The sequence below is a fragment of the Streptomyces sp. XD-27 genome (genome assembly GCF_030553055.1).
GTDB lineage: Bacteria > Actinomycetota > Actinomycetes > Streptomycetales > Streptomycetaceae > Streptomyces.
This window is the reverse complement of sequence record NZ_CP130713.1, coordinates 6,009,407-6,031,840: the sequence shown is the minus strand read 5'-3', so window position 1 is coordinate 6,031,840 and position 22,434 is coordinate 6,009,407. Positions and strand designations below refer to the sequence as shown.

The following is a 22,434-nucleotide window of genomic DNA, read 5'->3' as shown; positions in this document are numbered from 1 at the left end:
CTCGGATCCGGATCCTTCATGCCCCACCGTACCGCCTTCGGCTCCGCCCGTGCGGGGAGCGATGACGTGTTCACTCAGGGCTGCAAACATCAAATCCCCCCGTGTTGTTCCGTATCCTGTGCCCTTGCATTTTCGATCAGTTCGCCGAACAGGAGTTCCAGGGCCGCCTGGACGGTCTGTGCGCGGATGGCCGCGCGGTCCCCGTCCAGCCGCAGCGCGGCCACCGAGCCCGCGCCGTCCGGCCCCTCGACCGCCGCGTAGACCGTGCCGACGGGCCGGCCGTCCTGCGGCGTGGGCCCGGCGACGCCGGTCGTGGCGACGCCCCAGTCCGCGCCCAGCACCCGCCGCACTCCCTGCGCCATCTGCCGGGCGACCTCGCCGTCGACCGCGCCCCGCGCGTCCAGCAGGGCCCCGTCCACGCCCAGCACGGCGCGCTTGAGCTCGGTCGCGTACGCCGTCACCGAGCCGCGGAAGGACCGGGAGGCGCCGGGGACCGCGGTCAGCTCGGCGGCCACCAGGCCGCCGGTGAGCGATTCCGCGACCGCCACGGTCTCTCCGCGCCGGTCCAGCAGCGCCAGGGCCCGGGCGGCCGGGCCAGGGGCCGCGCCGGGGTCGCCGGGTGACGGAGCCGCGGTCACCGCACCGCTTCCCGGCCCGCGCGCTCGCGCTCCGCGGCGAGCCCGGCACGCCGCAGCGTGACGGCCTGGCGTACGTAGTCCAGCCCGGTGGCGACCGTCAACGCCACGGCGACCGCCATCACCCAGAAGCGCAGGGTGGCGAGCGGCCCCGTGAGCGCCAGGATGTACATCCCGACGGCCGTGCCCTGGGCCAGCGTCTTCATCTTCCCGCCCCGGCTGGCGGGGATGACCCCGTGTTTGATCACCCAGAAGCGCATCAGCGTGATGCCGATCTCCCGGAAGAGGATCACGCCCGTCACCCACCAGGGCAGGTCGCCGAGGGCGGAGAGGCAGACCAGCGCGGCGCCCATGATCGCCTTGTCCGCGATCGGGTCGGCGATCTTGCCGAAGTCGGTGACCAGGTTGTACCGGCGCGCCAGATGCCCGTCGAAGAGGTCGGTGATCATGGCGACGGCGAAGGCCGCCCAGGCCAGGGCACGCCAGGCCGGGTTGTAGCCGCCGTCCGCCAACATCAACAACACGAATCCGGGCACCAGGAGCAGCCGCACCATGGTGAGGATGTTGGCGATGTTCCACAACCGCACCGCGCGCACGGACACGGCCGCCGGGCGGGCGCCTCCCGCGGCGGAGGCCGGCACCTGGGTCATCTCCCCGCCTCCTCGGTACATGTGCTGCCATCGAGCGGCAGCGGCTCGGCGATGAGGTCCACGCCCTCGGTCGCGACCACCTTCGCCACGACCATACGTCCGGACTCCAGGCCCGCGCCGCCGGTCAGCACGGTCTGGCCGTCGGTCTCGGGCGCCTGGTGGGCGCCCCGGCCGACCGGCCCGTCCTCCTCGTCGATCCGGTCGACGAGCACCTCGACGGTCTCCCCGAGGCGCTCCTCGGCGCGCTGCGCGGTCAGCTCCTCGGCGAGCCGGGAGATGTGGGCCAGCCGCTCCGCGACCACGTCGGGGTCCAGCTTGCCGTCGTAGCCTGCGGCCTCGGTGCCGTCCTCGTCGGAGTAGCCGAAGACGCCGATGGCGTCGAGTCTGGCGTTGCTGATGAAGCGCTCCAGCTCGGCCAGGTCCGCCTCGGTCTCCCCGGGGAAGCCGACGATGAAGTTGGAGCGGGCGCCCGCCTGCGGGGCCTTGGCCCTGATCGTGTCGAGCAGTTCCAGGAAGCGGTCGGTGTCGCCGAAGCGGCGCATGGCGCGCAGCACCGCGGGCGCCGAGTGCTGGAAGGACAGGTCGAAGTACGGCGCGACCTTCTCGGTGGAGGTGAGCACGTCGATGAGGCCGGGGCGCATCTCGGCGGGCTGGAGGTAGCTGACCCGGATGCGCTCGATGCCGTCCACGGCCGCCAGCTCCGGCAGCAGCGTCTCCAGCAGGCGGATGTCGCCCAGGTCCTTGCCGTAGGAGGTGTTGTTCTCGGAGACCAGCATGATCTCCTTCACGCCCTCCTCGGCGAGCCAGCGCGTCTCGCCGAGTACGTCGGAGGGACGGCGCGAGATGAAGGAGCCGCGGAAGGACGGGATGGCGCAGAAGGAGCACCGCCGGTCGCAGCCGGAGGCCAGCTTGACCGAGGCGACCGGGCCGGCGTCCAGCCGGCGGCGCAGCGGGGCTCGCGGGCCGGACGCCGGGGCCAGGCCCTCGGGCAGGTCTTCGGGGGCTGAGGCCAGCGCGTCGGCGTCACCGTGGCCCGGCAGCGCCACGCCGGAGGCGCCTTGCCGCTCCGCCGGGCTGATCGGCAGCAGCTTGCGCCGGTCGCGCGGGGTGTGGGCGGCGTGGATGCCGCCCGAGAGGATGGTCTGCAGCCGGTCGGAGATGTCGGCGTAGTCGTCGAACCCGAGCACGCCGTCGGCCTCGGGCAGCGCTTCGGCCAGCTCCTTGCCGTACCGCTCGGCCATGCAGCCGACCGCTACGACGGCCTGGGTCCTGCCATGGTCCTTGAGGTCGTTGGCCTCCAGCAGGGCATCGACCGAGTCCTTCTTGGCGGCTTCGACGAAGCCGCAGGTGTTGACGACGGCGACATCCGCGTCGGCGGCTTCCTCGACGAGCTCCCAGCCGTCCGCTGCCAAGCGGCCTGCCAGCTCCTCCGAGTCCACCTCATTACGGGCGCAGCCAAGCGTGACAAGGGCGACGGTACGGCGTTCGGGCATACGCTCAGACTACTTTGTCCCGGACGTGCCTCCGGCTCCCAGGGCTGACCGTTCGATAAGGAACTCAGCCGACCTCCGGGTCTCCCTTGGTGTAGCTCAGCCGCTGGACCTGCCCGTCGGCCCCGACCTCCTTGACTTCCTTGCCGTTCACGAAGAGCTGGACGGCCCCGGCGTTGCCCAGGACCAGGTCGATCCGCTTACTGTCGGTGAAGGTCTTGGAGTCGCCCTGGCGGAGGACGCCCTCGTGGATCAGGCGCCCGTTGTGGTCCTGCGCGGAGATCCAGCTCTGGCCGTTCTCGGCGGTCAGCTGAACCGTGACCTTGTTGGCCGGGACGCCCGCGATGGCGCTGGTCGACGGCTCGGGCTTGGGGTCGGCGGGCTTGCGGGTGGCCGGGTCGGCGGCCGGCTTCGACGGCGGGGTCTCCTCGGCGACCGTCGAGCCGCCGTCCTCGTTGCCACCGGTGAAGAGGGTGAAGCCGACGAAGCCGACGACGGCGACGATGGCCGCGACCATCGCGGCGGTCCAGTTCGGGCGGCGGGGCTCGGGCCGGATGCGTTCGGCCTCGAACAGCGGCGCCGGCGGGGTGGGCTCCGGCCGTCCGCCGTGCTCGGCGTCGTACTGGGCGATCAGCGCGGCCGGGTCGAGGCCGACGGCCCGCGCCAGTGACCGGACGTGCCCGCGCGCGTAGACGTCGCCGCCGCAACGCGAGAAGTCGTCCTGCTCGATCCCGTGCACGATGGGTACGCGCACCCGGGTGATGCCGCTGACCTCATCGACGGTCAGTCCGGCCTGGATGCGGGCCTGCTGGAGGGCGCGACCGACGGAAGGGCGGTCGTCTTCGGAGGAGTTGCCGATGGACACGGGGGCGCCTTTCGAGCGTGAGCCACCTGCTGGAGGTTCAGTCTAGGGGTGGGACGAAAGGGTCGGGCAAGCGGGAGGCCGGTCTTTGTCCGCCATCAGGAGTGCCGTACGACACCGATGGTGGGACACCGGTCCGTCACCTCCCTCAACTTGACGTATCAGCAGAGGAAACGGTTGCCCGCGGTTCCCTTACGGGTGAGTCTCCCCTGCGCTACGGGTGAGCCTCCCCGCGGATCACAGCGATCACGCCATCCAATTCATCCGGTTTTACCAAAACGTCCCGGGCCTTGGAGCCCTCGCTGGGACCGACGATCCCGCGGGACTCCATCAGGTCCATCAGCCGCCCGGCCTTGGCGAAGCCCACCCGCAGCTTGCGCTGGAGCATCGAGGTCGAGCCGAACTGGGTGGAGACCACCAGCTCGGCGGCCTGGCAGAGGAGGTCCAGGTCGTCGCCGATCTCCTCGTCGATCTCCTTCTTCTTCGCCGTCCCGACCGTCACGTCGTCCCGGAAGACCGGCGTCATCTGGTTCTTGCAGTGCTCGACGACCGCGGCGACCTCCGCCTCGGTGACGAACGCGCCCTGCATGCGGACCGGCTTGTTCGCGCCCATCGGCAGGAAGAGGCTGTCGCCCTTCCCGATCAGCTTCTCGGCGCCCGCCTGGTCGAGGATCACCCGGCTGTCGGCGAGGGAGGAGGTGGCGAAGGCGAGCCGGGACGGCACGTTCGCCTTGATCAGACCGGTCACCACGTCCACCGACGGCCGCTGGGTGGCGAGCACCAGGTGGATGCCCGCCGCGCGGGCCAGCTGGGTGATACGGACGATCGAGTCCTCCACGTCGCGCGGGGCCACCATCATCAGGTCCGCCAGCTCGTCCACGATGACCAGCAGGTACGGGTACGGCCGCAGCTCGCGCTCGCTGCCTTCGGGCAGCTTGACCTTGCCCCCGCGGACGGCGGCGTTGAAGTCGTCGATGTGCCGGAACCCGAACGCCGCCAGGTCGTCGTAGCGCAGGTCCATCTCCCGTACGACCCACTGGAGGGCCTCGGCGGCGCGCTTGGGATTGGTGATGATCGGCGTGATCAGGTGCGGGATGCCCTCGTACGCGGTCAGCTCGACGCGCTTGGGGTCGACCAGCACCATCCGTACGTCGTCCGGTGTCGCGCGGGCCATGACGGAGGTGATCAGGCAGTTGATGCAGGACGACTTTCCGGAGCCGGTGGCGCCGGCCACCAGCACGTGCGGCATCTTCGCCAGGTTCGCCGAGACATAGCCGCCCTCGACGTCCTTGCCCAGACCCACGAGCAGCGGATGGTCGTCGCCGACGGATTCCGCGGACCGCAGCACGTCCCCCAGGTTGACCATCTCGCGGTCGCTGTTGGGGATCTCGATGCCGACCGCGGACTTGCCCGGGATGGGGCTGATGATCCGCACATCGGGGCTGGCGACGGCGTAGGCGATGTTCTTGGTCAGCGCCGTGATCCGCTCGACCTTCACGGCCGGGCCCAGCTCGACCTCGTAGCGGGTGACCGTCGGCCCGCGGGTGAAGCCGGTGACGGCGGCGTCCACCTTGAACTCCGCGAAGACGTTCGTCAGCGAGGCGACGACCGCGTCGTTCGCGGCGCTGCGGGACTTGCCCGGGCCGCCGCGCTCCAGCAGGTCCAGCGAGGGCAGGGCGTAGGTGATGTCGCCGGCGAGCTGGAGCTGCTCGGCCCGCGGCGGCAGGGGCTGGGCGGGCTCGGGCGCGGGCTTGGTGAGGTCCGGGACGACCGCTCCGCGCTCCGGGGCCCCTTCCCCGTGCTCCGGGACGGCCGTCACCGTCCGCTCCCCGTCGGAGGGCCCCTGAGGTCCGCCCGCGGGCCGCGCGCCCGGCACCCCGGCCGCCCGGTCGCCGGAGATGCCGCTGCTGAGGCCGGCGACGAGCGGTGAGGGCTGGACACCGTGCAGGACGGCGCCGTCCAGTGCGGCGGCGGCCGCGGCCGCCACGTCCACGGCGTCCATGGGGCGGTCTGCGGGAGGCTCCACGCGACCGGTGCGGCGCTGCCCGCGCCGCTTGTCGAGCGCCTCATCCTCGGCCCGCTCGGGGCCGCTCGCGGCGGTACGGGACGCCCGGCGCTGACGCCGCGCGGGCTGCTCGCGCCACTCGTCGGCGTACTCCCCGGCCTCCTCCTCGTCCACCGGGTCGAGGTACTCACCGTGGTCCCGCAGCAGGCCCAGCCGGATGCCCAGCGAGCGCAGCCGCTGCGGGATGGCGGCGACGGGGGTGGCGGTGACCACGAGCAGTCCGAAGAGGGTCAGCAGGATCAGCAGCGGTACGGCCAGCACCGCGCCCATCGCGTACAGCAGCGGGCTCGCCGCCGCCCAGCCGATGAGACCGCCGGCGTCCTGGATGGCCTCGGTGTCGCTACGCAGCGGCGCCCCGCAGCCGACGTGCACCTGCCCGAGGACCCCGATGACCAGCGCGGACAGCCCGATGACGATCCGTCCGTTGGCCTCCGGCTGCTCGGGGTGGAGGATCAGCCGGGTGGCGATCGCGCCGAGCAGTATCGGCACGAGCAGATCGAGGCGGCCGAACGCGCCGGTGACCAGCACCTCCACCAGGTCGCCGACCGGCCCGCGCAGATGGGACCAGGTGCCGACCGCGACGATCAGCGCGAGCGCGAGCAGCAGCAGCGCCACGCCGTCCTTGCGATGCGCGGGGTCCAGCCCCTTCGCGCCGCGCCCTATGCCCCGGAACATCGCGCCGACGGCGCGCGCCAGGCCCCTCCATACGGCACGCGCCGCGCGAAAGACGCCGTTGGTGGGGGACGGCGCGGGCTTGGGCGGCGCCTTCTTCGCGGGCGCCTTCTTCTTCGCGGGCGGCGCGGCCTTCTTGGCAGCCGCCTTCTTCGCCGGGGCCTTCTTGGCGGCACCCGCGGCCCCTCCGGCGCGCTGCTTCGAGGTGCCCGCAGTGCCCTGGGAACCCTTGCCGGACGTACGTGAGGCCATGGGGGCGAGGTTACCCGCGTCCGCCGTACGGGGCACGCATGCCTGCCGTTTCCCTGCCTCACGGCCGCCCGCCGGACCAACGGCCTTCATGGGGCCGACGGCCATGCCGTACGCCGACGGGCGCGTGACGGGCCGTCAGCGGTCAGTTCTGCGAGGGCACCTGTCCGGCGCTGCTGCCGGTGCCCGGCTCCAGCGCGTCCAGCGCACGGCGCAGCCCGGTGAGTTTGCGCTCCAGATGGGCCGCGGTGGCCACCGCGGCCGCGTCGGCGGTCTCGTTGAGCTGCTTGGACAGCGCCTCAGCCTGCTCCTCCACGGCGGCGAGCCGTGCGGACAGCTCGGCCAGCAGACCCGCGGGCTCCTTGCCGTCACCCGCGACCGGCTGACCGCTCTCCAACTGCAGCCGCAGCAGCGCCGCCTGCTCGCGCAGCTTGCAGTTCTTCATGTACAGCTCGACGAACACGGAGACCTTGGCCCGCAGCACCCACGGGTCGAAAGGCTTGGAGATGTAGTCCACCGCGCCTGCCGCGTAACCGCGGAAGGTGTGGTGGGGGCCGTGGTTGATCGCCGTGAGAAAGATGATCGGGATGTCGCGGGTGCGCTCCCGGCGCTTGATGTGCGCGGCCGTCTCGAAGCCGTCCATACCCGGCATCTGGACATCCAGCAGGATCACCGCGAAGTCATCCGTGAGCAGCGCCTTGAGCGCTTCCTCCCCTGACGATGCCCGCACCAGGGTCTGATCGAGCGCGGAGAGAATGGCCTCCAGCGCCAGCAGATTCTCCGGCCGGTCATCGACCAGGAGGATCTTGGCCTTCTGCACCATGGCCGACCGTCCTCCTCGCCCCGGCATGGGCCCTCCCCTGCTCGAAGAGCTCGGGGAGGCGCCAAGCACCGCCCCAGGGGACGACTCCCTTGCGCCGCCCGTCCTTGTGCCGGTCATCGTAGCCGCACCCCGCCTGTCGCCACACCCTGTCACCGCGATGTCACTGTGCACGTACCGGAAACGCGGTGGAAGTCCAGAAGGTTCCCGGAAATCCGTACTCCCACACCTGTTCGGCAACACTCCGTCAGCAAGCCGGGCCCGCTCTGCCTCGGCCGTGTCACTCCCTGCTCATCCACTGCTCCATCACCGTGAGGAGATGATCGGTGTCGACCGGCTTGGTCACATAGTCGGACGCGCCGGACTCGATGCTCTTCTCCCGGTCGCCCTTCATCGCCTTCGCAGTGAGCGCGATGATCGGCAGGCCGGCGAACTGCGGCATCCGCCGGATCGCGGCCGTCGTCGCGTAGCCGTCCATCTCCGGCATCATGATGTCCATCAGGACCAGCACCACGTCGTCGTGCTGCTCCAGGACCTCGATCCCCTCGCGGCCGTTCTCGGCGTAGAGCACCTGCAGGCCGTGCTGCTCCAGGACGGACGTGAGCGCGAAGACGTTGCGGATGTCGTCGTCGACGATGAGCACCTTCTCGCCGTGGAAGCCGCCGCCGGGCTCGGTGGCCACCAGGTCCTGGCCGCCGACCAGCCAGGGCTCGGGGGCCTGGCCGTGGGCGCGACCCACCGCGCCCCGCTGCCCCGACTCCTGCGCCGCGCGCTGCCGCCGCCGGAAGAGCCCGGCGGCGCCCCGCGACCGGGGCAGGCCGGTGACCGCGTCGGCCTCCGGCACCCTGGCCGCGGCCTCCGGCTCCATGGCCGGCTCACGCCCCGTCTCCAGCGCCGGGGCGGTGGCGTCGCCGCCCGGGCCGCCGAGCTGCGGATAGCCCTGCGGCGGCAGCTCGGTGGGGTGCAGCGGCAGATAGAGCGTGAAGGTGGAGCCGCGGCCCGGTTCGCTGGCCACGCTGATCTCACCGCCCAGCAGCCGTGCGATCTCCCGGCTGATGGACAGGCCCAGGCCGGTGCCGCCGTACTTCCGGCTGGTGGTCCCGTCGGCCTGCTTGAACGCCTCGAAGATGACCCGCATCTTGCTGGCCGCGATGCCGATGCCGGTGTCGGTGACCGAGAAGGCGATCATCTCGTCATCGGGGGCGCGCAGCGCGCCGTGCTCCAGCAGCTGCTCGCGGATCTCGTCCGGAACGTCGTCGCCTGCCGGCCGGATGACCAGCTCCACCGCGCCGGTGTCGGTGAACTTCACCGCGTTGGACAGCAGGTTGCGCAGCACCTGGAGCAGCCGCTGCTCGTCGGTGTGCAAGGTGGCGGGCAGCTCCGGGGAGACCCGTACGGAGAAGTCCAGGCCCTTCTCGGCGGTGAGCGGCTGGAAGGTCGCGTCCACGTAGTCGACGAGCTGGACCAGCGCGATCCGGGTCGGGCTGACGTCCATCTTGCCCGCCTCGACCTTGGACAGGTCGAGGATGTCGTTGATCAGCTGGAGCAGGTCCGAGCCGGCGCCGTGGATCGTCTCGGCGAACTCCACCTGCTTCGGCGAGAGGTTGCCGTCGGCGTTGTCGGCGAGCAGCTTGGCCAGGATCAGCAGCGAGTTGAGCGGCGTGCGCAGCTCGTGCGACATGTTGGCCAGGAACTCGGACTTGTAGCGCATCGAGACCGCGAGCTGCTCGGCGCGCTCCTCCAGGACCTGCCGCGCCTCCTCGATCTCGGTGTTCTTCACCTCGATGTCGCGGTTCTGGCGGGCCAGCCGGTCGGACTTCTCCTCCAGCTCGGCGTTGGACGCCTGGAGGGCCTTCTGCCGGTTCTCCAGCTCGGCGGAGCGCTCGCGCAGCTGCTCGGTCAGCTCCTGCGACTGCTTCAGCAGCACCTCGGTCTTGGTGTTGACGCTGATGGTGTTGACGCTCGTGCCGATCATCTCGGCGATCTGGTTGAGGAAGTCCTTCTGGATCTGCGCGAAGGGCTGGAAGGAGGCGAGCTCGATGACGCCGAGGACCTGGCCCTCGAAGAGCACGGGCAGCACGATCACATGGGCCGGGGCCGCCTCCCCGAGCCCGGAGGCGATCTTGAGATAGCCCGGCGGCACGTTCTCCACCAGGATCGTGCGCTTCTCCTTCGCCGCCGTGCCGATCAGCGTCTCGCCGGGCTTGAACGAGGTCGGCATGGAGCCCATCGAGTAGCCGTAACTGCCGATGAGGCGCAGCTCGTACGCGCTGTCGTCCCCGCCGTCGTTGCCCTCGACGGTGGGCGTGGCCAGGAAGAACGCGCCGTGCTGGGCGGAGACCACCGGGGTCAGCTCGCTCATGATCAGCCCGGCGACGTCCTCCAGCTCGCGCCGCCCCTGCATCAGGCCGGAGATCCGGGCGAGGTTGCCCTTGAGCCAGTCCTGCTCCTTGTTGGCCAGCGTGGTCTCGCGCAGGTTGGCGATCATCGTGTTGATGTTGTCCTGCAGCTTGAGGATCTCGCCCGCCGCGTCCGCCTCGATCTTGAGGTTGAGGTCGCCGCGGGTCACCGCGGTGGCGACCTCGGCGATCGCGCGCACCTGGCGGGTGAGGTTGCCCGCCATCTCGTTCACCGATTCGGTGAGGTCCTGCCAGGTTCCGGCCACGTCCCGGACCCGGGCCTGACCGCCCAACTGGCCTTCCGTGCCCACCTCCCGGGCCACCCGGGTGACCTCCTCGGCGAACGAGGACAGCTGGTCCACCATCGTGTTGATGGTGGTCTTGAGCTCCAGGATCTCGCCGCGCGCGTCGATGTCGATCTTCTTGGTCAGGTCACCGTTGGCGATCGCCGTGGTGACCATCGCGATGTTGCGCACCTGCCCGGTCAGGTTGTTGGCCATCGAGTTCACGGACTCGGTGAGGTCCTTCCAGGTGCCCGCGACACCCGGCACCCGCGCCTGGCCGCCGAGGATGCCCTCGGTGCCCACCTCGCGCGCCACCCTCGTGACCTCGTCCGCGAAGGACGACAGGGTCGTCACCATCGTGTTGACGGTGTCGGCGAGCTGGGCGACCTCGCCACGCGCCTCGACGGTGACCTTCTTCGTCAGGTCGCCGTTGGCCACCGCCGTCGCGACCTGGGAGATGTTGCGCACCTGGATGGTCAGGTTGTTCGCCATCAGGTTGACGTTGTTGCTCAGGTCCTTCCAGATGCCGGTGACGCCCTGCACCCGCGCCTGGCCGCCCAGCTGACCCTCCGTGCCCACCTCGCGGGCCACCCGGGTGACCTGCTCGGCGAAGTCGGAGAGCTGGTCCACCATCGTGTTGACGGTGGTGACCAGTTCGAGGATCTCGCCCTTGGCGTCGACGGTGATCTTCTTCGACAGATCGCCCTTGGCGACCGCGGTCGTCACCTCGGCGATGTTCCGGACCTGGGACGTCAGGTTGTTCGCCATGCCGTTGACGGACTGGGTCAGGTCCTTCCAGGTACCGGAGACGCCCTGCACCTCGGCCTGGCCGCCCAGGATGCCCTCGGTGCCCACCTGGCGGGCCACCCGCGTCACCTGCTCCGCGAACGACGACAGCTGGTCGACCATGGTGTTGATGGTGTTCTTCAACTCCAGGATCTCGCCGCGCGCGTCCACGTCGATCTTCTGCGACAGGTCACCGCGCGCCACCGCCGTCGCGACCTGCGCGATGTTGCGCACCTGGGCGGTGAGGTTGCCCGCCATGCCGTTCACCGAGTCGGTGAGATCGCGCCAGACGCCCGCGACGCCGGGCACCTGCGCCTGGCCGCCCAGCCGCCCGTCCGTACCCACCTCGCGGGCCACCCGCGTCACCTGCTCGGCGAAGTCCGAGAGCTGGTCGACCATGGTGTTGATGGTGTTCTTCAACTCCAGGATCTCGCCGCGGGCATCCACGTCGATCTTCTGCGACAGGTCGCCGCGCGCCACCGCCGTCGTCACCTGCGCGATGTTGCGCACCTGCGACGTGAGGTTGCCCGCCATGAAGTTGACGGAGTCGGTCAGGTCCTTCCACGTACCCGAGACGCCGTCCACCCGGGCCTGGCCGCCGAGCCGGCCCTCGGTGCCCACGTCCCGGGCCATCCGCGTGACCTGCTCGGCGAAGTCCGACAGCTGGTCCACCATGCGGTTCACGGTGTTCTTCAACTGAAGCATCTCGCCGGAGACGTCCACGGTGACCTTCTGCGTCAGATCACCGTCGGCCACCGCCGTCGTCACCTGCGCGATGTTGCGCACCTGGCCGGTCAGGTTGCGGAAGGCGGTGTTCACCGAATCGGTGAGGTCCTTCCACGTGCCCGCCACACCGGGCACCTGCGCCTGGCCGCCCAACTCACCCTCGACGCCGATCTCCCGGGCCACCCGGGTCACTTCGACACCGAACGTCTGGAGCTGGTCCACCATCGTGTTGACGGTGTTCTTCAACTCCAGCATCTCGCCGGCCACATCGACGGTGACCTTCTGCGACAGGTCACCGTTGGCCACCGCCGTCGTCACCTGCGCGATGTCCCGCACCTGCGCGGTGACGTTGCGGAAGGCGTTGTTGACCGAGTCGGTCAGGTCCTTCCACGTGCCCGCGGCGCCCGGCACCTGGGCCTGACCGCCCAGCAGACCCTCCGCGCCCACCTCGCTGGCCACCCGCGTCACCTCGTCGGCGAAGGTGCGCAGCGTCTCCGTCATCGTGTTGATCGTGTCCGCGAGCTGCGCGACCTCACCGCGCGCGCTGACGGTCACCTTCTGCGACAGGTCGCCGCTGGCCACCGCGGTGGTCACCTGCGAGATCCCGCGCACCTGCGCCGTCAGGTTCCCGGCCATCAGGTTGACGGAGTCGGTCAGGTCCTTCCAGACGCCCGCGACGCCCGGCACCTGCGCCTGCCCGCCGAGCTCGCCCTCCGTACCAACCTCGCGCGCGACCCGGGTCACCTCGGAGGCGAACGACGACAGCTGGTCCACCATCGTGTTCACGGTGTTCTTCAGCTCGAGCATCTCCCCGGACACGTGGACCGTGACCTTCCGGGAGAGATCGCCCTTGGCCACGGCCGTCGTCACGAGAGCGATGTCACGTACCTGAGCGGTGAGCCGGGACGCCATCGTGTTGACGGAATCCGTGAGGTCCTTCCACGATCCGGACATTCCGCGCACCCGCGCCTGCCCGCCGAGCTTGCCCTCGGTGCCGACCTCCCGGGCGACCCGGGTCACCTCGTCCGTGAACGCCGAGAGCTGGTCCACCAGCCCGTTGACCGTACGGCCGACCCGCAGGAACTCGCCGCGCAACGGGTGCCCCGAGCCCTCCGGACCGTGCGAGCGCAGATCCATGCGCTGCTCCAGGTCGCCCTCGGCCACGGCCGTCAGCACCCGGCCCACCTCGGACACCGGCCGGACCAGGTCGTCCACCAGCGCGTTCGACGCCTCGATGGCGGTCGCCCACGCCCCCTCGCACGGCCCGGTCTCCAACCGCTCGGTCAGCTTGCCCTCGCGGCCGACCACCCGCCGGACCCGCGCGAGCTCCCCCGTGAGCTGGAGGTTGCGCTCCGCGATCTCGTTGAACACATCCGCGATCTCCGCCATCACGCCGTCGCCCGAGACGACCAGACGCTTACGGAAATTCCCGTCCCGCATGGCAGTCATGGCGACGAGCAGGCGGTTCAGGGCCGCCGTCTCCACCTGGGTCGTCCCACCACCGCTCCGGGACTGTCCGCCCTTCGCGCGCGTGCTGCTCTTGCCCCGCGCCGCTGCGCCAGACTCCACCGTGTCCCTCCCGCAGGGTCGACCGTCGTCCTCGTCGGGTTCTCTACTTCGAGCTTTCCCAGTCTTTCACTCCGGGGCACCGTAGTGGTCGCTGATCGGAGCGTAACCACATCCTCGAAAATTCGTTGAGACGTGGAGGGCAGCACATGTCCTTCGCCCACGGCCTCGGCCCGGCGGCCATGCGTGACCCCACGGGGGTATGCGCCCGGCCGCCGGGCCGCATTTTTGCTCCCGAATCACACCACTCCGTTCCACACGGCCGGGGTCGACGGTTTAGCCTGGCGGACGAATCGAGGGCTTGGGAAACGGGCACAGGACTCGGGGAGCAATGAGAGGCCGATGAGGAGACCTGTGATCACCGCGCGGGCAGCCGCCAAATTCGAACCAGTGGGACGCTCGGTCGCCTCCGCCCGTACCTTCGTCAGAGACACCCTCCAGGGCTGGGGCCTTACCGACGTCGTCGACGACGCCGTCGTCCTCACGAGCGAGCTCGTCACCAACGCCGTCGTCCACGCGGGCACCGCCGCCGACGTCAGCTGCATCCGGGCCGAGACCGGGGTGCGCGTCGAGGTCGCCGACCGCTATCCGGAGCGCGAGCTACCGCTGGAGAACGCGGGGCGCAACTACGGCAGCCCGGACCGCGAAGGCGGCCGCGGGCTGCTGCTGTGCGCCGCCCTCGCCTCCCGCTGGGGCGTGGAGTACAGCGCCACGCACAAGCAGGTGTGGTTCCAGCTCGACTTCCCCGACCGCCTGGCCGGCACCCGCTCCGCGGGCCCGGCCCTGCCCTCCGAGGCGCTGCCCGTCACCGACGCCCGGGTCCGCGTCGCCGTCGTCCAGATCGACCGCAACGGCGCCGTCAGCGCCTGGAACGACGACGCACAGGACCTGTTCGGCTACGCGCCGGAGCAGATCCTCGGCAAGCCGCTCACCGACCTCGCCGCCTGGCCGCACACGCCGGGAACCGGCACGGGCGTCGCCGAGGCGCTCCGGCTCTCCCGCTGGGAGGGCTCCTACGGCGTCCGCGGCGCCGACGGCCGGGTCATCCCGGTCTACGCCTCGCATCTACGCGTACGGGACACCGAAGGCGACCCGTCCACGGTCTGCTTGCTGGTCCGCGAGCACGAGCGCGCGGTCCTGCAGAGCCCGCAGCGCGGCTCCTCCTCCGATGCCTCCAGCGCGCCCGAGCGCGGCGCGCCCACCGACGCCTTCGAGGTCTTCATCGGCTCCCCCGCCCCTGACGACCTGGACGGGCTCCTCCAGCGCACCGTCGAACGCGCCCGCGACATGCTCGACGGGGACTCGGCCTATCTGCTCCTTGCCACCGACGACGAGACGGAGCTGGAGGTGCGCGCCTCGACCGGGCTGCCCTCCGCCCGCCAGCGCTTCGCCCGCGTCCCCGTCGAGGCCGGCACCGGACGCTACGGCTCGGCGCGGATGCCCGCCGTCCATGAGGACCTCGCCGTCGTCCCCGGAGCCGTACCGCTGCTCGCCAACACCGGCATGCGGTCGGTCGTCACGGTCCCGCTGAAGGTGGAGGGGCGGCTGACGGGTTCGCTCGGCGTGGCCGCCGAAGCCCCCGGCCGTTACAGCAACGAGGAGGCCCTGCGGCTCCAGTTCGCCGCCGACCGCATCGCGCTGGCCGTGGAGTCCGCCCGCCTCACCGAGTTGGAGCGGCTCCGCCGCGGCTCCCTGTCCTTCCTCGTCGAGGCGTCCGACCTGCTCGCCGGCACGCTCGACCGCGACCAGACGCTGGCTCTGATGGCGCAGATGACCGTGCCGACCCTCGCCACCTGGTGCGCCGTCTACACCATCGCCGACCCGTCGTCCGAGCCCGAGCTGAGTTACGTCCTGCACGAGGACGAGGACCGCATCGACGGGCTCAAGGCGCTGCTCGCGAAGGTCGATCCGCCGGAGCCGGTGCCCGCTCCCGGCGCCCGGGTCTGGTCGGCCCCCGGCGACGCCGCGCACGCCGCGGCGCTGCGCACCACCCTGCGCAGCCTCAACCTCGGGGACGCCGCCCGCCCTTCGTCCGGCCCGGGTGCCACCCTGGCCACGGCCTCCGCGGTCGGCGGGGAGACCGTCGTCCTCCCGCTGGTGGCCCGCAACCGCGTCATTGGCATGCTCACCCTCGGCAAGCCGGCCGACGAGCACTTCCGCCAGGAGATCCTGGAGCTGGCCGAGGACCTCTCCCGCCGGGCCGCGCTCGCGCTGGACAACGCGCGGCTGTACTCGGAGCGTACGGCCATCAGCCAGTCCCTCCAGCGCAGCCTGCTGCCGCCCGAGCTGCCCGAGGTCCCCGGCGTCGAGGTCGAGGTCATCTACCGCGCGGCCGGCGAGGGCAACGAGGTCGGCGGTGACTTCTACGACCTGTTCCCCATCCGCGACGACGCGTACGGCTTCGCCATCGGCGACGTCTGCGGTACGGGCCCCGAGGCGGCCGCCGTCACCGGCCTGGCCCGGCACGCGCTGCGGCTGCTCGCCCGCGAGGGCTTCGGCGGCCCGGCCGTCCTGGAGCGGCTCAACGCGGCGATCCTCGACGAGGGCGCGCGCAGCCGCTTCCTGACCTTGCTGTACGGGGAGCTGTGGCCGCAGGCCGACGGCAGCGCGCTGCTCAAGGTGGTGTGCGCCGGCCATCCGCTGCCGCTGCGGCTGCGCCCGGACGGCCGTGTCGAGGCGGCCGCGGAACCGCAGCCGCTGCTGGGTGTGATGGACGATCTGGAGCTGTACGAGCAGACGGTGACGCTCGATCCGGGCGATGTGCTGCTGTGTGTCACGGACGGGGTGACGGAGCGCCGCGAGGGCGCCAGGATGCTCGGCGACGACGGCCTGGCGGACGTGCTGACCACCTGCACAGGGCTGACGGCGGGCGCGGTGGCCGCGCGCGTCCTGCGCGCCGTCGAGCGCTTCGCTCCCGATCCGCCGTCCGACGACATGGCGATCCTGGCGATGCGCGTCCCCCAGCCGCAGCCGCACGAGGCATGAACACCGAGGCATGAACACCAAGAAGGCCCCCGCCAGTTGGCGGGGCCTTCTTGTCTGTCAGAGCCCCAATACGGAATCGAACCGTAGACCTTCTCCTTACCATGGAGACGCTCTGCCGACTGAGCTATTGGGGCGCGGCAACGGAATGAATCATACCCGAAACTCCGTGCTGCTCCGAACCGCGCCCCTGGTCCCGCTCAGGCCGCCATCTGCAGCAGGCCCCCGAGCGCGTTGCAGGCCGATACCACACGCTGCAGTTCACGGCGCGGCATCGACGCGTCGACGGGAAGCGCCAGACATTCGTCGGCCGCCCGCTCGGTCTCGGCCAGCCACAGCTCGCGACGGAAACGCTGAGTCCGGTGTACGGGCGTCTGTACGGGCACATGGCACGCGACGCCACGGGAACGCAGCGCACGGGCGAACGCGTCACGGTCCGGCCGGCCGTTGCCGGGCACCCTGACGACGTAGCTCTGATAGCTGTGGTCCACGCCGGGCGATACCGCAGGGGTGCGGACGCCACGCAGTTTCCCGTCGAGATACGCGGCGTTCGCCTGCCGCCGCGCGATTTCCGCGGTGGGCTCCTCCAGCGCCCCGTACCCGATGACGTGGAGGCCGTGGCGGTCCCCGATCTCGTTGATCCGGGCCATGTCGGCGGGGTGCCCGAAGGTGTGTACGGCCACGACGGCGGCGGTCCGCGGGGTCACCGCGTCGGCGACAGCGACCGGGTCTATGCAGAAGGAGTCGGCGTCTATGTCGACGAACACCGGCCGCGCCCCGACCAGGAGTACGGCCTCCGCCGGGTCAGGAGTGCCGTAGGACGGCACGATCACCTCGTCGCCGGGACGGACGCCCGACTCTGTCAACTCGCGTCGCAGCTCATCCGCAGGAGTGCCCATGACACGCATGCTGCCCAGACAAGGTGAACACAGAGTGACCCAGGGCACAACAAAAGAAGCCCTGTTGGGGACCGGAGTCCCCAACAGGGCTTTCTCTAAAAATTGTTCGGCGGCGTCCTACTCTCCCACAGGGTCCCCCCTGCAGTACCATCGGCGCTGAAAGGCTTAGCTTCCGGGTTCGGAATGTAACCGGGCGTTTCCCTAACGCAATAACCACCGAAACACTATGAAGATGACACAACCGGAACCCACACAAGAGGGGCTCAAAACGGTTCGCAACTTCAGAACCAACACAGTGGACGCGAGCAACTGAGGACAAGCCCTCGGCCTATTAGTACCAGTCAACTCCACCGGTTACCCGGCTTCCATATCTGGCCTATCAACCCAGTCGTCTACTGGGAGCCTTACCCTCTCAAGGAGGTGGGAATACTCATCTCGAAGCAGGCTTCCCGCTTAGATGCTTTCAGCGGTTATCCCTCCCGAACGTAGCCAACCAGCCATGCCCTTGGCAGAACAACTGGCACACCAGAGGTTCGTCCGTCCCGGTCCTCTCGTACTAGGGACAGCCCTTCTCAATATTCCTACGCGCACAGCGGATAGGGACCGAACTGTCTCACGACGTTCTAAACCCAGCTCGCGTACCGCTTTAATGGGCGAACAGCCCAACCCTTGGGACCGACTCCAGCCCCAGGATGCGACGAGCCGACATCGAGGTGCCAAACCATCCCGTCGATATGGACTCTTGGGGAAGATCAGCCTGTTATCCCCGGGGTACCTTTTATCCGTTGAGCGACGGCGCTTCCACAAGCCACCGCCGGATCACTAGTCCCGACTTTCGTCCCTGCTCGACCCGTCGGTCTCACAGTCAAGCTCCCTTGTGCACTTACACTCAACACCTGATTGCCAACCAGGCTGAGGGAACCTTTGGGCGCCTCCGTTACCCTTTAGGAGGCAACCGCCCCAGTTAAACTACCCACCAGACACTGTCCCTGATCCGGATCACGGACCCAGGTTAGACATCCAGCACGACCAGAGTGGTATTTCAACGACGACTCCACACACACTGGCGTGCATGCTTCACAGTCTCCCACCTATCCTACACAAGCCGAACCGAACACCAATATCAAGCTATAGTAAAGGTCCCGGGGTCTTTCCGTCCTGCTGCGCGAAACGAGCATCTTTACTCGTAATGCAATTTCACCGGGCCTATGGTTGAGACAGTCGAGAAGTCGTTACGCCATTCGTGCAGGTCGGAACTTACCCGACAAGGAATTTCGCTACCTTAGGATGGTTATAGTTACCACCGCCGTTTACTGGCGCTTAAGTTCTCAGCTTCGCCCCACCGAAATGGAGCTAACCGGTCCCCTTAACGTTCCAGCACCGGGCAGGCGTCAGTCCGTATACATCGCCTTACGGCTTCGCACGGACCTGTGTTTTTAGTAAACAGTCGCTTCTCGCTGGTCTCTGCGGCCACCCCCAGCTCAGAGTGCAAGACTCATCACCGGAAATGGCCCCCCTTCTCCCGAAGTTACGGGGGCATTTTGCCGAGTTCCTTAACCATAGTTCACCCGAACGCCTCGGTATTCTCTACCTGACCACCTGAGTCGGTTTAGGGTACGGGCCGCCATGAAACTCGCTAGAGGCTTTTCTCGACAGCATAGGATCATCCACTTCACCACAATCGGCTCGGCATCAGGTCTCACCCTGTGTGAGAGACGGATTTGCCTATCTCTCGGGCTACACCCTTACCCCGGGACAACCACCGCCCGGGCTGGACTACCTTCCTGCGTCACCCCATCACTCACCTACTACAAGTCTGGTCCGTCGGCTCCACCACTCCCCATCACTCCGAAGAGATCAAAGGCGGCTTCACGGACTTAGCATCGCCTGATTCGATGTTTGGCGCTTCAAAGCGGGTACCGGAATATCAACCGGTTGTCCATCGACTACGCCTGTCGGCCTCGCCTTAGGTCCCGACTTACCCTGGGCAGATCAGCTTGACCCAGGAACCCTTAGTCAATCGGCGCAAACGTTTCTCACGTTTGTATCGCTACTCATGCCTGCATTCTCACTCGTGAACCGTCCACAACTACCTTCCGGCGCTGCTTCACCCGGCACACGACGCTCCCCTACCCATCACAGTCCCCGTTGGGGGTATGTACTGCAATGACACGACTTCGGCGGTACGCTTGAGCCCCGCTACATTGTCGGCGCGGAATCACTTGACCAGTGAGCTATTACGCACTCTTTCAAGGGTGGCTGCTTCTAAGCCAACCTCCTGGTTGTCTCTGCGACTCCACATCCTTTCCCACTTAGCGTACGCTTAGGGGCCTTAGTCGATGCTCTGGGCTGTTTCCCTCTCGACCATGGAGCTTATCCCCCACAGTCTCACTGCCGCGCTCTCACTTACCGGCATTCGGAGTTTGGCTAAGGTCAGTAACCCGGTAGGGCCCATCGCCTATCCAGTGCTCTACCTCCGGCAAGAAACACACGACGCTGCACCTAAATGCATTTCGGGGAGAACCAGCTATCACGGAGTTTGATTGGCCTTTCACCCCTAACCACAGGTCATCCCCCAGGTTTTCAACCCTGGTGGGTTCGGTCCTCCACGAAGTCTTACCTCCGCTTCAACCTGCCCATGGCTAGATCACTCCGCTTCGGGTCTTGAGCGCGCTACTAAACCGCCCTATTCGGACTCGCTTTCGCTACGGCTTCCCCACACGGGTTAACCTCGCAACACACCGCAAACTCGCAGGCTCATTCTTCAAAAGGCACGCAGTCACGACATACGAGCAAGCTCGCATGCGACGCTCCCACGGCTTGTAGGCACACGGTTTCAGGTACTATTTCACTCCGCTCCCGCGGTACTTTTCACCATTCCCTCACGGTACTATCCGCTATCGGTCACCAGGGAATATTTAGGCTTAGCGGGTGGTCCCGCCAGATTCACACGGGATTTCTCGGGCCCCGTGCTACTTGGGTGATTCTCAAACGAGCCGTACAGATTTCAGCTACGGGGTCTTACCCTCTACGCCGGGCCTTTCGCATGCCCTTCGCCTATCCATACGGTTTCTGACTCGCCGACCGGCCGGCAGACCGATCAAGAGAACTCCCACGACCCCGCATGCGCAACCCCTGCCGGGTATCACACACATACGGTTTAGCCTCATCCAGTTTCGCTCGCCACTACTCCCGGAATCACGGTTGTTTTCTCTTCCTGCGGGTACTGAGATGTTTCACTTCCCCGCGTTCCCTCCACACTGCCTATGTGTTCAGCAGCGGGTGACAGCCCATGACGACTGCCGGGTTTCCCCATTCGGACACCCCCGGATCAAAGCTCGGTTGACAGCTCCCCGGGGCCTATCGCGGCCTCCCACGTCCTTCATCGGTTCCTGGTGCCAAGGCATCCACCGTGCGCCCTTAAAAACTTGGCCACAGATGCTCGCGTCCACTGTGCAGTTCTCAAGCAACGACCCGTCCCCCGTCACCCCCACACAACGTGCAGAGTTCACCGAGGCCGGCATCGCAAAGGGACGAGCAACGCTCGCACCCTCAGACACCCAACAGCGTGCCCGACACCCCCAGCGTTCCGTCCTGTGTTCCACGCCGAAGCAGTACTAACAGTCACAACAACCGAGTGTGCCGAGTAGTCAACGTTCCACCCATGAGCTAACCGTGCGAGACATTCGCTCGCAGTCGGCCATGTGCTCCTTAGAAAGGAGGTGATCCAGCCGCACCTTCCGGTACGGCTACCTTGTTACGACTTCGTCCCAATCGCCAGTCCCACCTTCGACGACTCCCTCCCACAAGGGGTTGGGCCACCGGCTTCGGGTGTTACCGACTTTCGTGACGTGACGGGCGGTGTGTACAAGGCCCGGGAACGTATTCACCGCAGCAATGCTGATCTGCGATTACTAGCGACTCCGACTTCATGGGGTCGAGTTGCAGACCCCAATCCGAACTGAGACCGGCTTTTTGAGATTCGCTCCACCTCACGGTATCGCAGCTCATTGTACCGGCCATTGTAGCACGTGTGCAGCCCAAGACATAAGGGGCATGATGACTTGACGTCGTCCCCACCTTCCTCCGAGTTGACCCCGGCAGTCTCCTGTGAGTCCCCATCACCCCGAAAGGCATGCTGGCAACACAGAACAAGGGTTGCGCTCGTTGCGGGACTTAACCCAACATCTCACGACACGAGCTGACGACAGCCATGCACCACCTGTACACCGACCACAAGGGGGCGACCATCTCTGGCCGTTTCCGGTGTATGTCAAGCCTTGGTAAGGTTCTTCGCGTTGCGTCGAATTAAGCCACATGCTCCGCCGCTTGTGCGGGCCCCCGTCAATTCCTTTGAGTTTTAGCCTTGCGGCCGTACTCCCCAGGCGGGGAACTTAATGCGTTAGCTGCGGCACGGACAACGTGGAATGTCGCCCACACCTAGTTCCCAACGTTTACGGCGTGGACTACCAGGGTATCTAATCCTGTTCGCTCCCCACGCTTTCGCTCCTCAGCGTCAGTATCGGCCCAGAGATCCGCCTTCGCCACCGGTGTTCCTCCTGATATCTGCGCATTTCACCGCTACACCAGGAATTCCGATCTCCCCTACCGAACTCTAGCCTGCCCGTATCGAATGCAGACCCGGGGTTAAGCCCCGGGCTTTCACATCCGACGCAACAAGCCGCCTACGAGCTCTTTACGCCCAATAATTCCGGACAACGCTCGCGCCCTACGTATTACCGCGGCTGCTGGCACGTAGTTAGCCGGCGCTTCTTCTGCAGGTACCGTCACTCTCGCTTCTTCCCTGCTGAAAGAGGTTTACAACCCGAAGGCCGTCATCCCTCACGCGGCGTCGCTGCATCAGGCTTTCGCCCATTGTGCAATATTCCCCACTGCTGCCTCCCGTAGGAGTCTGGGCCGTGTCTCAGTCCCAGTGTGGCCGGTCGCCCTCTCAGGCCGGCTACCCGTCGTCGCCTTGGTAGGCCATCACCCCACCAACAAGCTGATAGGCCGCGGGCTCATCCTGCACCGCCGGAGCTTTCCACCACCATGAGATGCCTCAAGTGGTCGTATCCGGTATTAGACCCCGTTTCCAGGGCTTGTCCCAGAGTGCAGGGCAGATTGCCCACGTGTTACTCACCCGTTCGCCACTAATCCCCCACCGAAGCGGGTTCATCGTTCGACTTGCATGTGTTAAGCACGCCGCCAGCGTTCGTCCTGAGCCAGGATCAAACTCTCCGTGAATGTTTTCCCGTAATCGGGATGCACACTCGCGTTGAGCGGAACCATCGGGAGGAATAATCCCGACGGTTCACAGCGTCCTCGCTGTGTTTTGTTTCTTCAAAGGAA

The 22,434-nt window shown here is 67.8% G+C and carries 9 protein-coding genes, 1 tRNA gene and 3 rRNA genes; 1 reads left to right on the top strand and 12 read right to left on the bottom strand.

Annotated features, from left to right (window positions below):
- Nucleotides 1–89: 89 nt before the first annotated feature.
- The 7 genes from Q3Y56_RS26295 to Q3Y56_RS26265 form a co-directional block, all read right to left on the bottom strand.
- On the bottom strand, nt 90–638 hold the full coding sequence (locus Q3Y56_RS26295; RefSeq protein ID WP_304464285.1) for a CinA family protein: 549 nt from the start codon (nt 636–638) through the stop codon (nt 90–92).
- Nucleotides 635–1,285, bottom strand: a complete 651-nt coding sequence (gene pgsA / locus Q3Y56_RS26290) for a CDP-diacylglycerol--glycerol-3-phosphate 3-phosphatidyltransferase (protein WP_304464284.1) — start codon at nt 1,283–1,285, stop codon at nt 635–637. The genes Q3Y56_RS26295 and pgsA overlap by 4 nt, the downstream gene beginning before the upstream one ends.
- Nucleotides 1,282–2,778: a 30S ribosomal protein S12 methylthiotransferase RimO gene (gene rimO, locus Q3Y56_RS26285; RefSeq protein ID WP_304464283.1), complete on the bottom strand. Its 1,497-nt coding sequence runs from the start codon at nt 2,776–2,778 to the stop codon at nt 1,282–1,284. The genes pgsA and rimO overlap by 4 nt, the downstream gene beginning before the upstream one ends.
- A gap of 64 nt (nt 2,779–2,842) precedes the next feature.
- On the bottom strand, nt 2,843–3,640 hold the full coding sequence (locus tag Q3Y56_RS26280; protein ID WP_304464282.1) for a helix-turn-helix domain-containing protein: 798 nt from the start codon (nt 3,638–3,640) through the stop codon (nt 2,843–2,845).
- A gap of 211 nt (nt 3,641–3,851) precedes the next feature.
- A complete protein-coding gene (locus tag Q3Y56_RS26275; RefSeq protein WP_304464281.1) occupies nt 3,852–6,626 on the bottom strand; it encodes a DNA translocase FtsK in 2,775 nt (924 codons plus the stop codon).
- A 142-nt stretch (nt 6,627–6,768) separates the two neighbouring features.
- A complete protein-coding gene (locus Q3Y56_RS26270) occupies nt 6,769–7,446 on the bottom strand; it encodes a two-component system response regulator (RefSeq protein WP_304464280.1) in 678 nt (225 codons plus the stop codon).
- A 277-nt stretch (nt 7,447–7,723) separates the two neighbouring features.
- Entirely contained in the window at nt 7,724–13,207 is a 5,484-nt protein-coding gene (locus Q3Y56_RS26265; RefSeq protein WP_304464279.1) for a HAMP domain-containing protein, read from the bottom strand.
- A 351-nt stretch (nt 13,208–13,558) separates the two neighbouring features.
- On the opposite strand from Q3Y56_RS26265, the gene Q3Y56_RS26260 reads away from it, so the two are divergent.
- Nucleotides 13,559–16,189 (top strand): SpoIIE family protein phosphatase, encoded by a 2,631-nt coding sequence (locus Q3Y56_RS26260; RefSeq protein WP_304465809.1) that lies wholly within the window; start codon nt 13,559–13,561, stop codon nt 16,187–16,189.
- Between the two features lie 61 nt (nt 16,190–16,250).
- Here the strand turns inward: Q3Y56_RS26260 and Q3Y56_RS26255 are convergent.
- The 5 genes from Q3Y56_RS26255 to Q3Y56_RS26235 all read right to left on the bottom strand — a co-directional run bounded on the left by Q3Y56_RS26255 (nt 16,251) and on the right by Q3Y56_RS26235 (nt 22,329).
- Nucleotides 16,251–16,323: transfer RNA gene (locus Q3Y56_RS26255), tRNA-Thr, on the bottom strand.
- Between the two features lie 63 nt (nt 16,324–16,386).
- Nucleotides 16,387–17,085: a DegT/DnrJ/EryC1/StrS aminotransferase family protein gene (locus tag Q3Y56_RS26250; protein WP_304464278.1), complete on the bottom strand. Its 699-nt coding sequence runs from the start codon at nt 17,083–17,085 to the stop codon at nt 16,387–16,389.
- A 104-nt stretch (nt 17,086–17,189) separates the two neighbouring features.
- Nucleotides 17,190–17,306 (bottom strand): 5S ribosomal RNA (gene rrf, locus Q3Y56_RS26245).
- Between the two features lie 90 nt (nt 17,307–17,396).
- A 23S ribosomal RNA gene (locus Q3Y56_RS26240) occupies nt 17,397–20,519 on the bottom strand.
- 281 nt (nt 20,520–20,800) lie between these two features.
- Nucleotides 20,801–22,329: ribosomal RNA gene (locus Q3Y56_RS26235) — 16S ribosomal RNA — on the bottom strand.
- The 16S, 23S and 5S rRNA genes sit together here, the layout of an rRNA operon.
- Between the last annotated feature and the right edge of the window lie 105 nt (nt 22,330–22,434).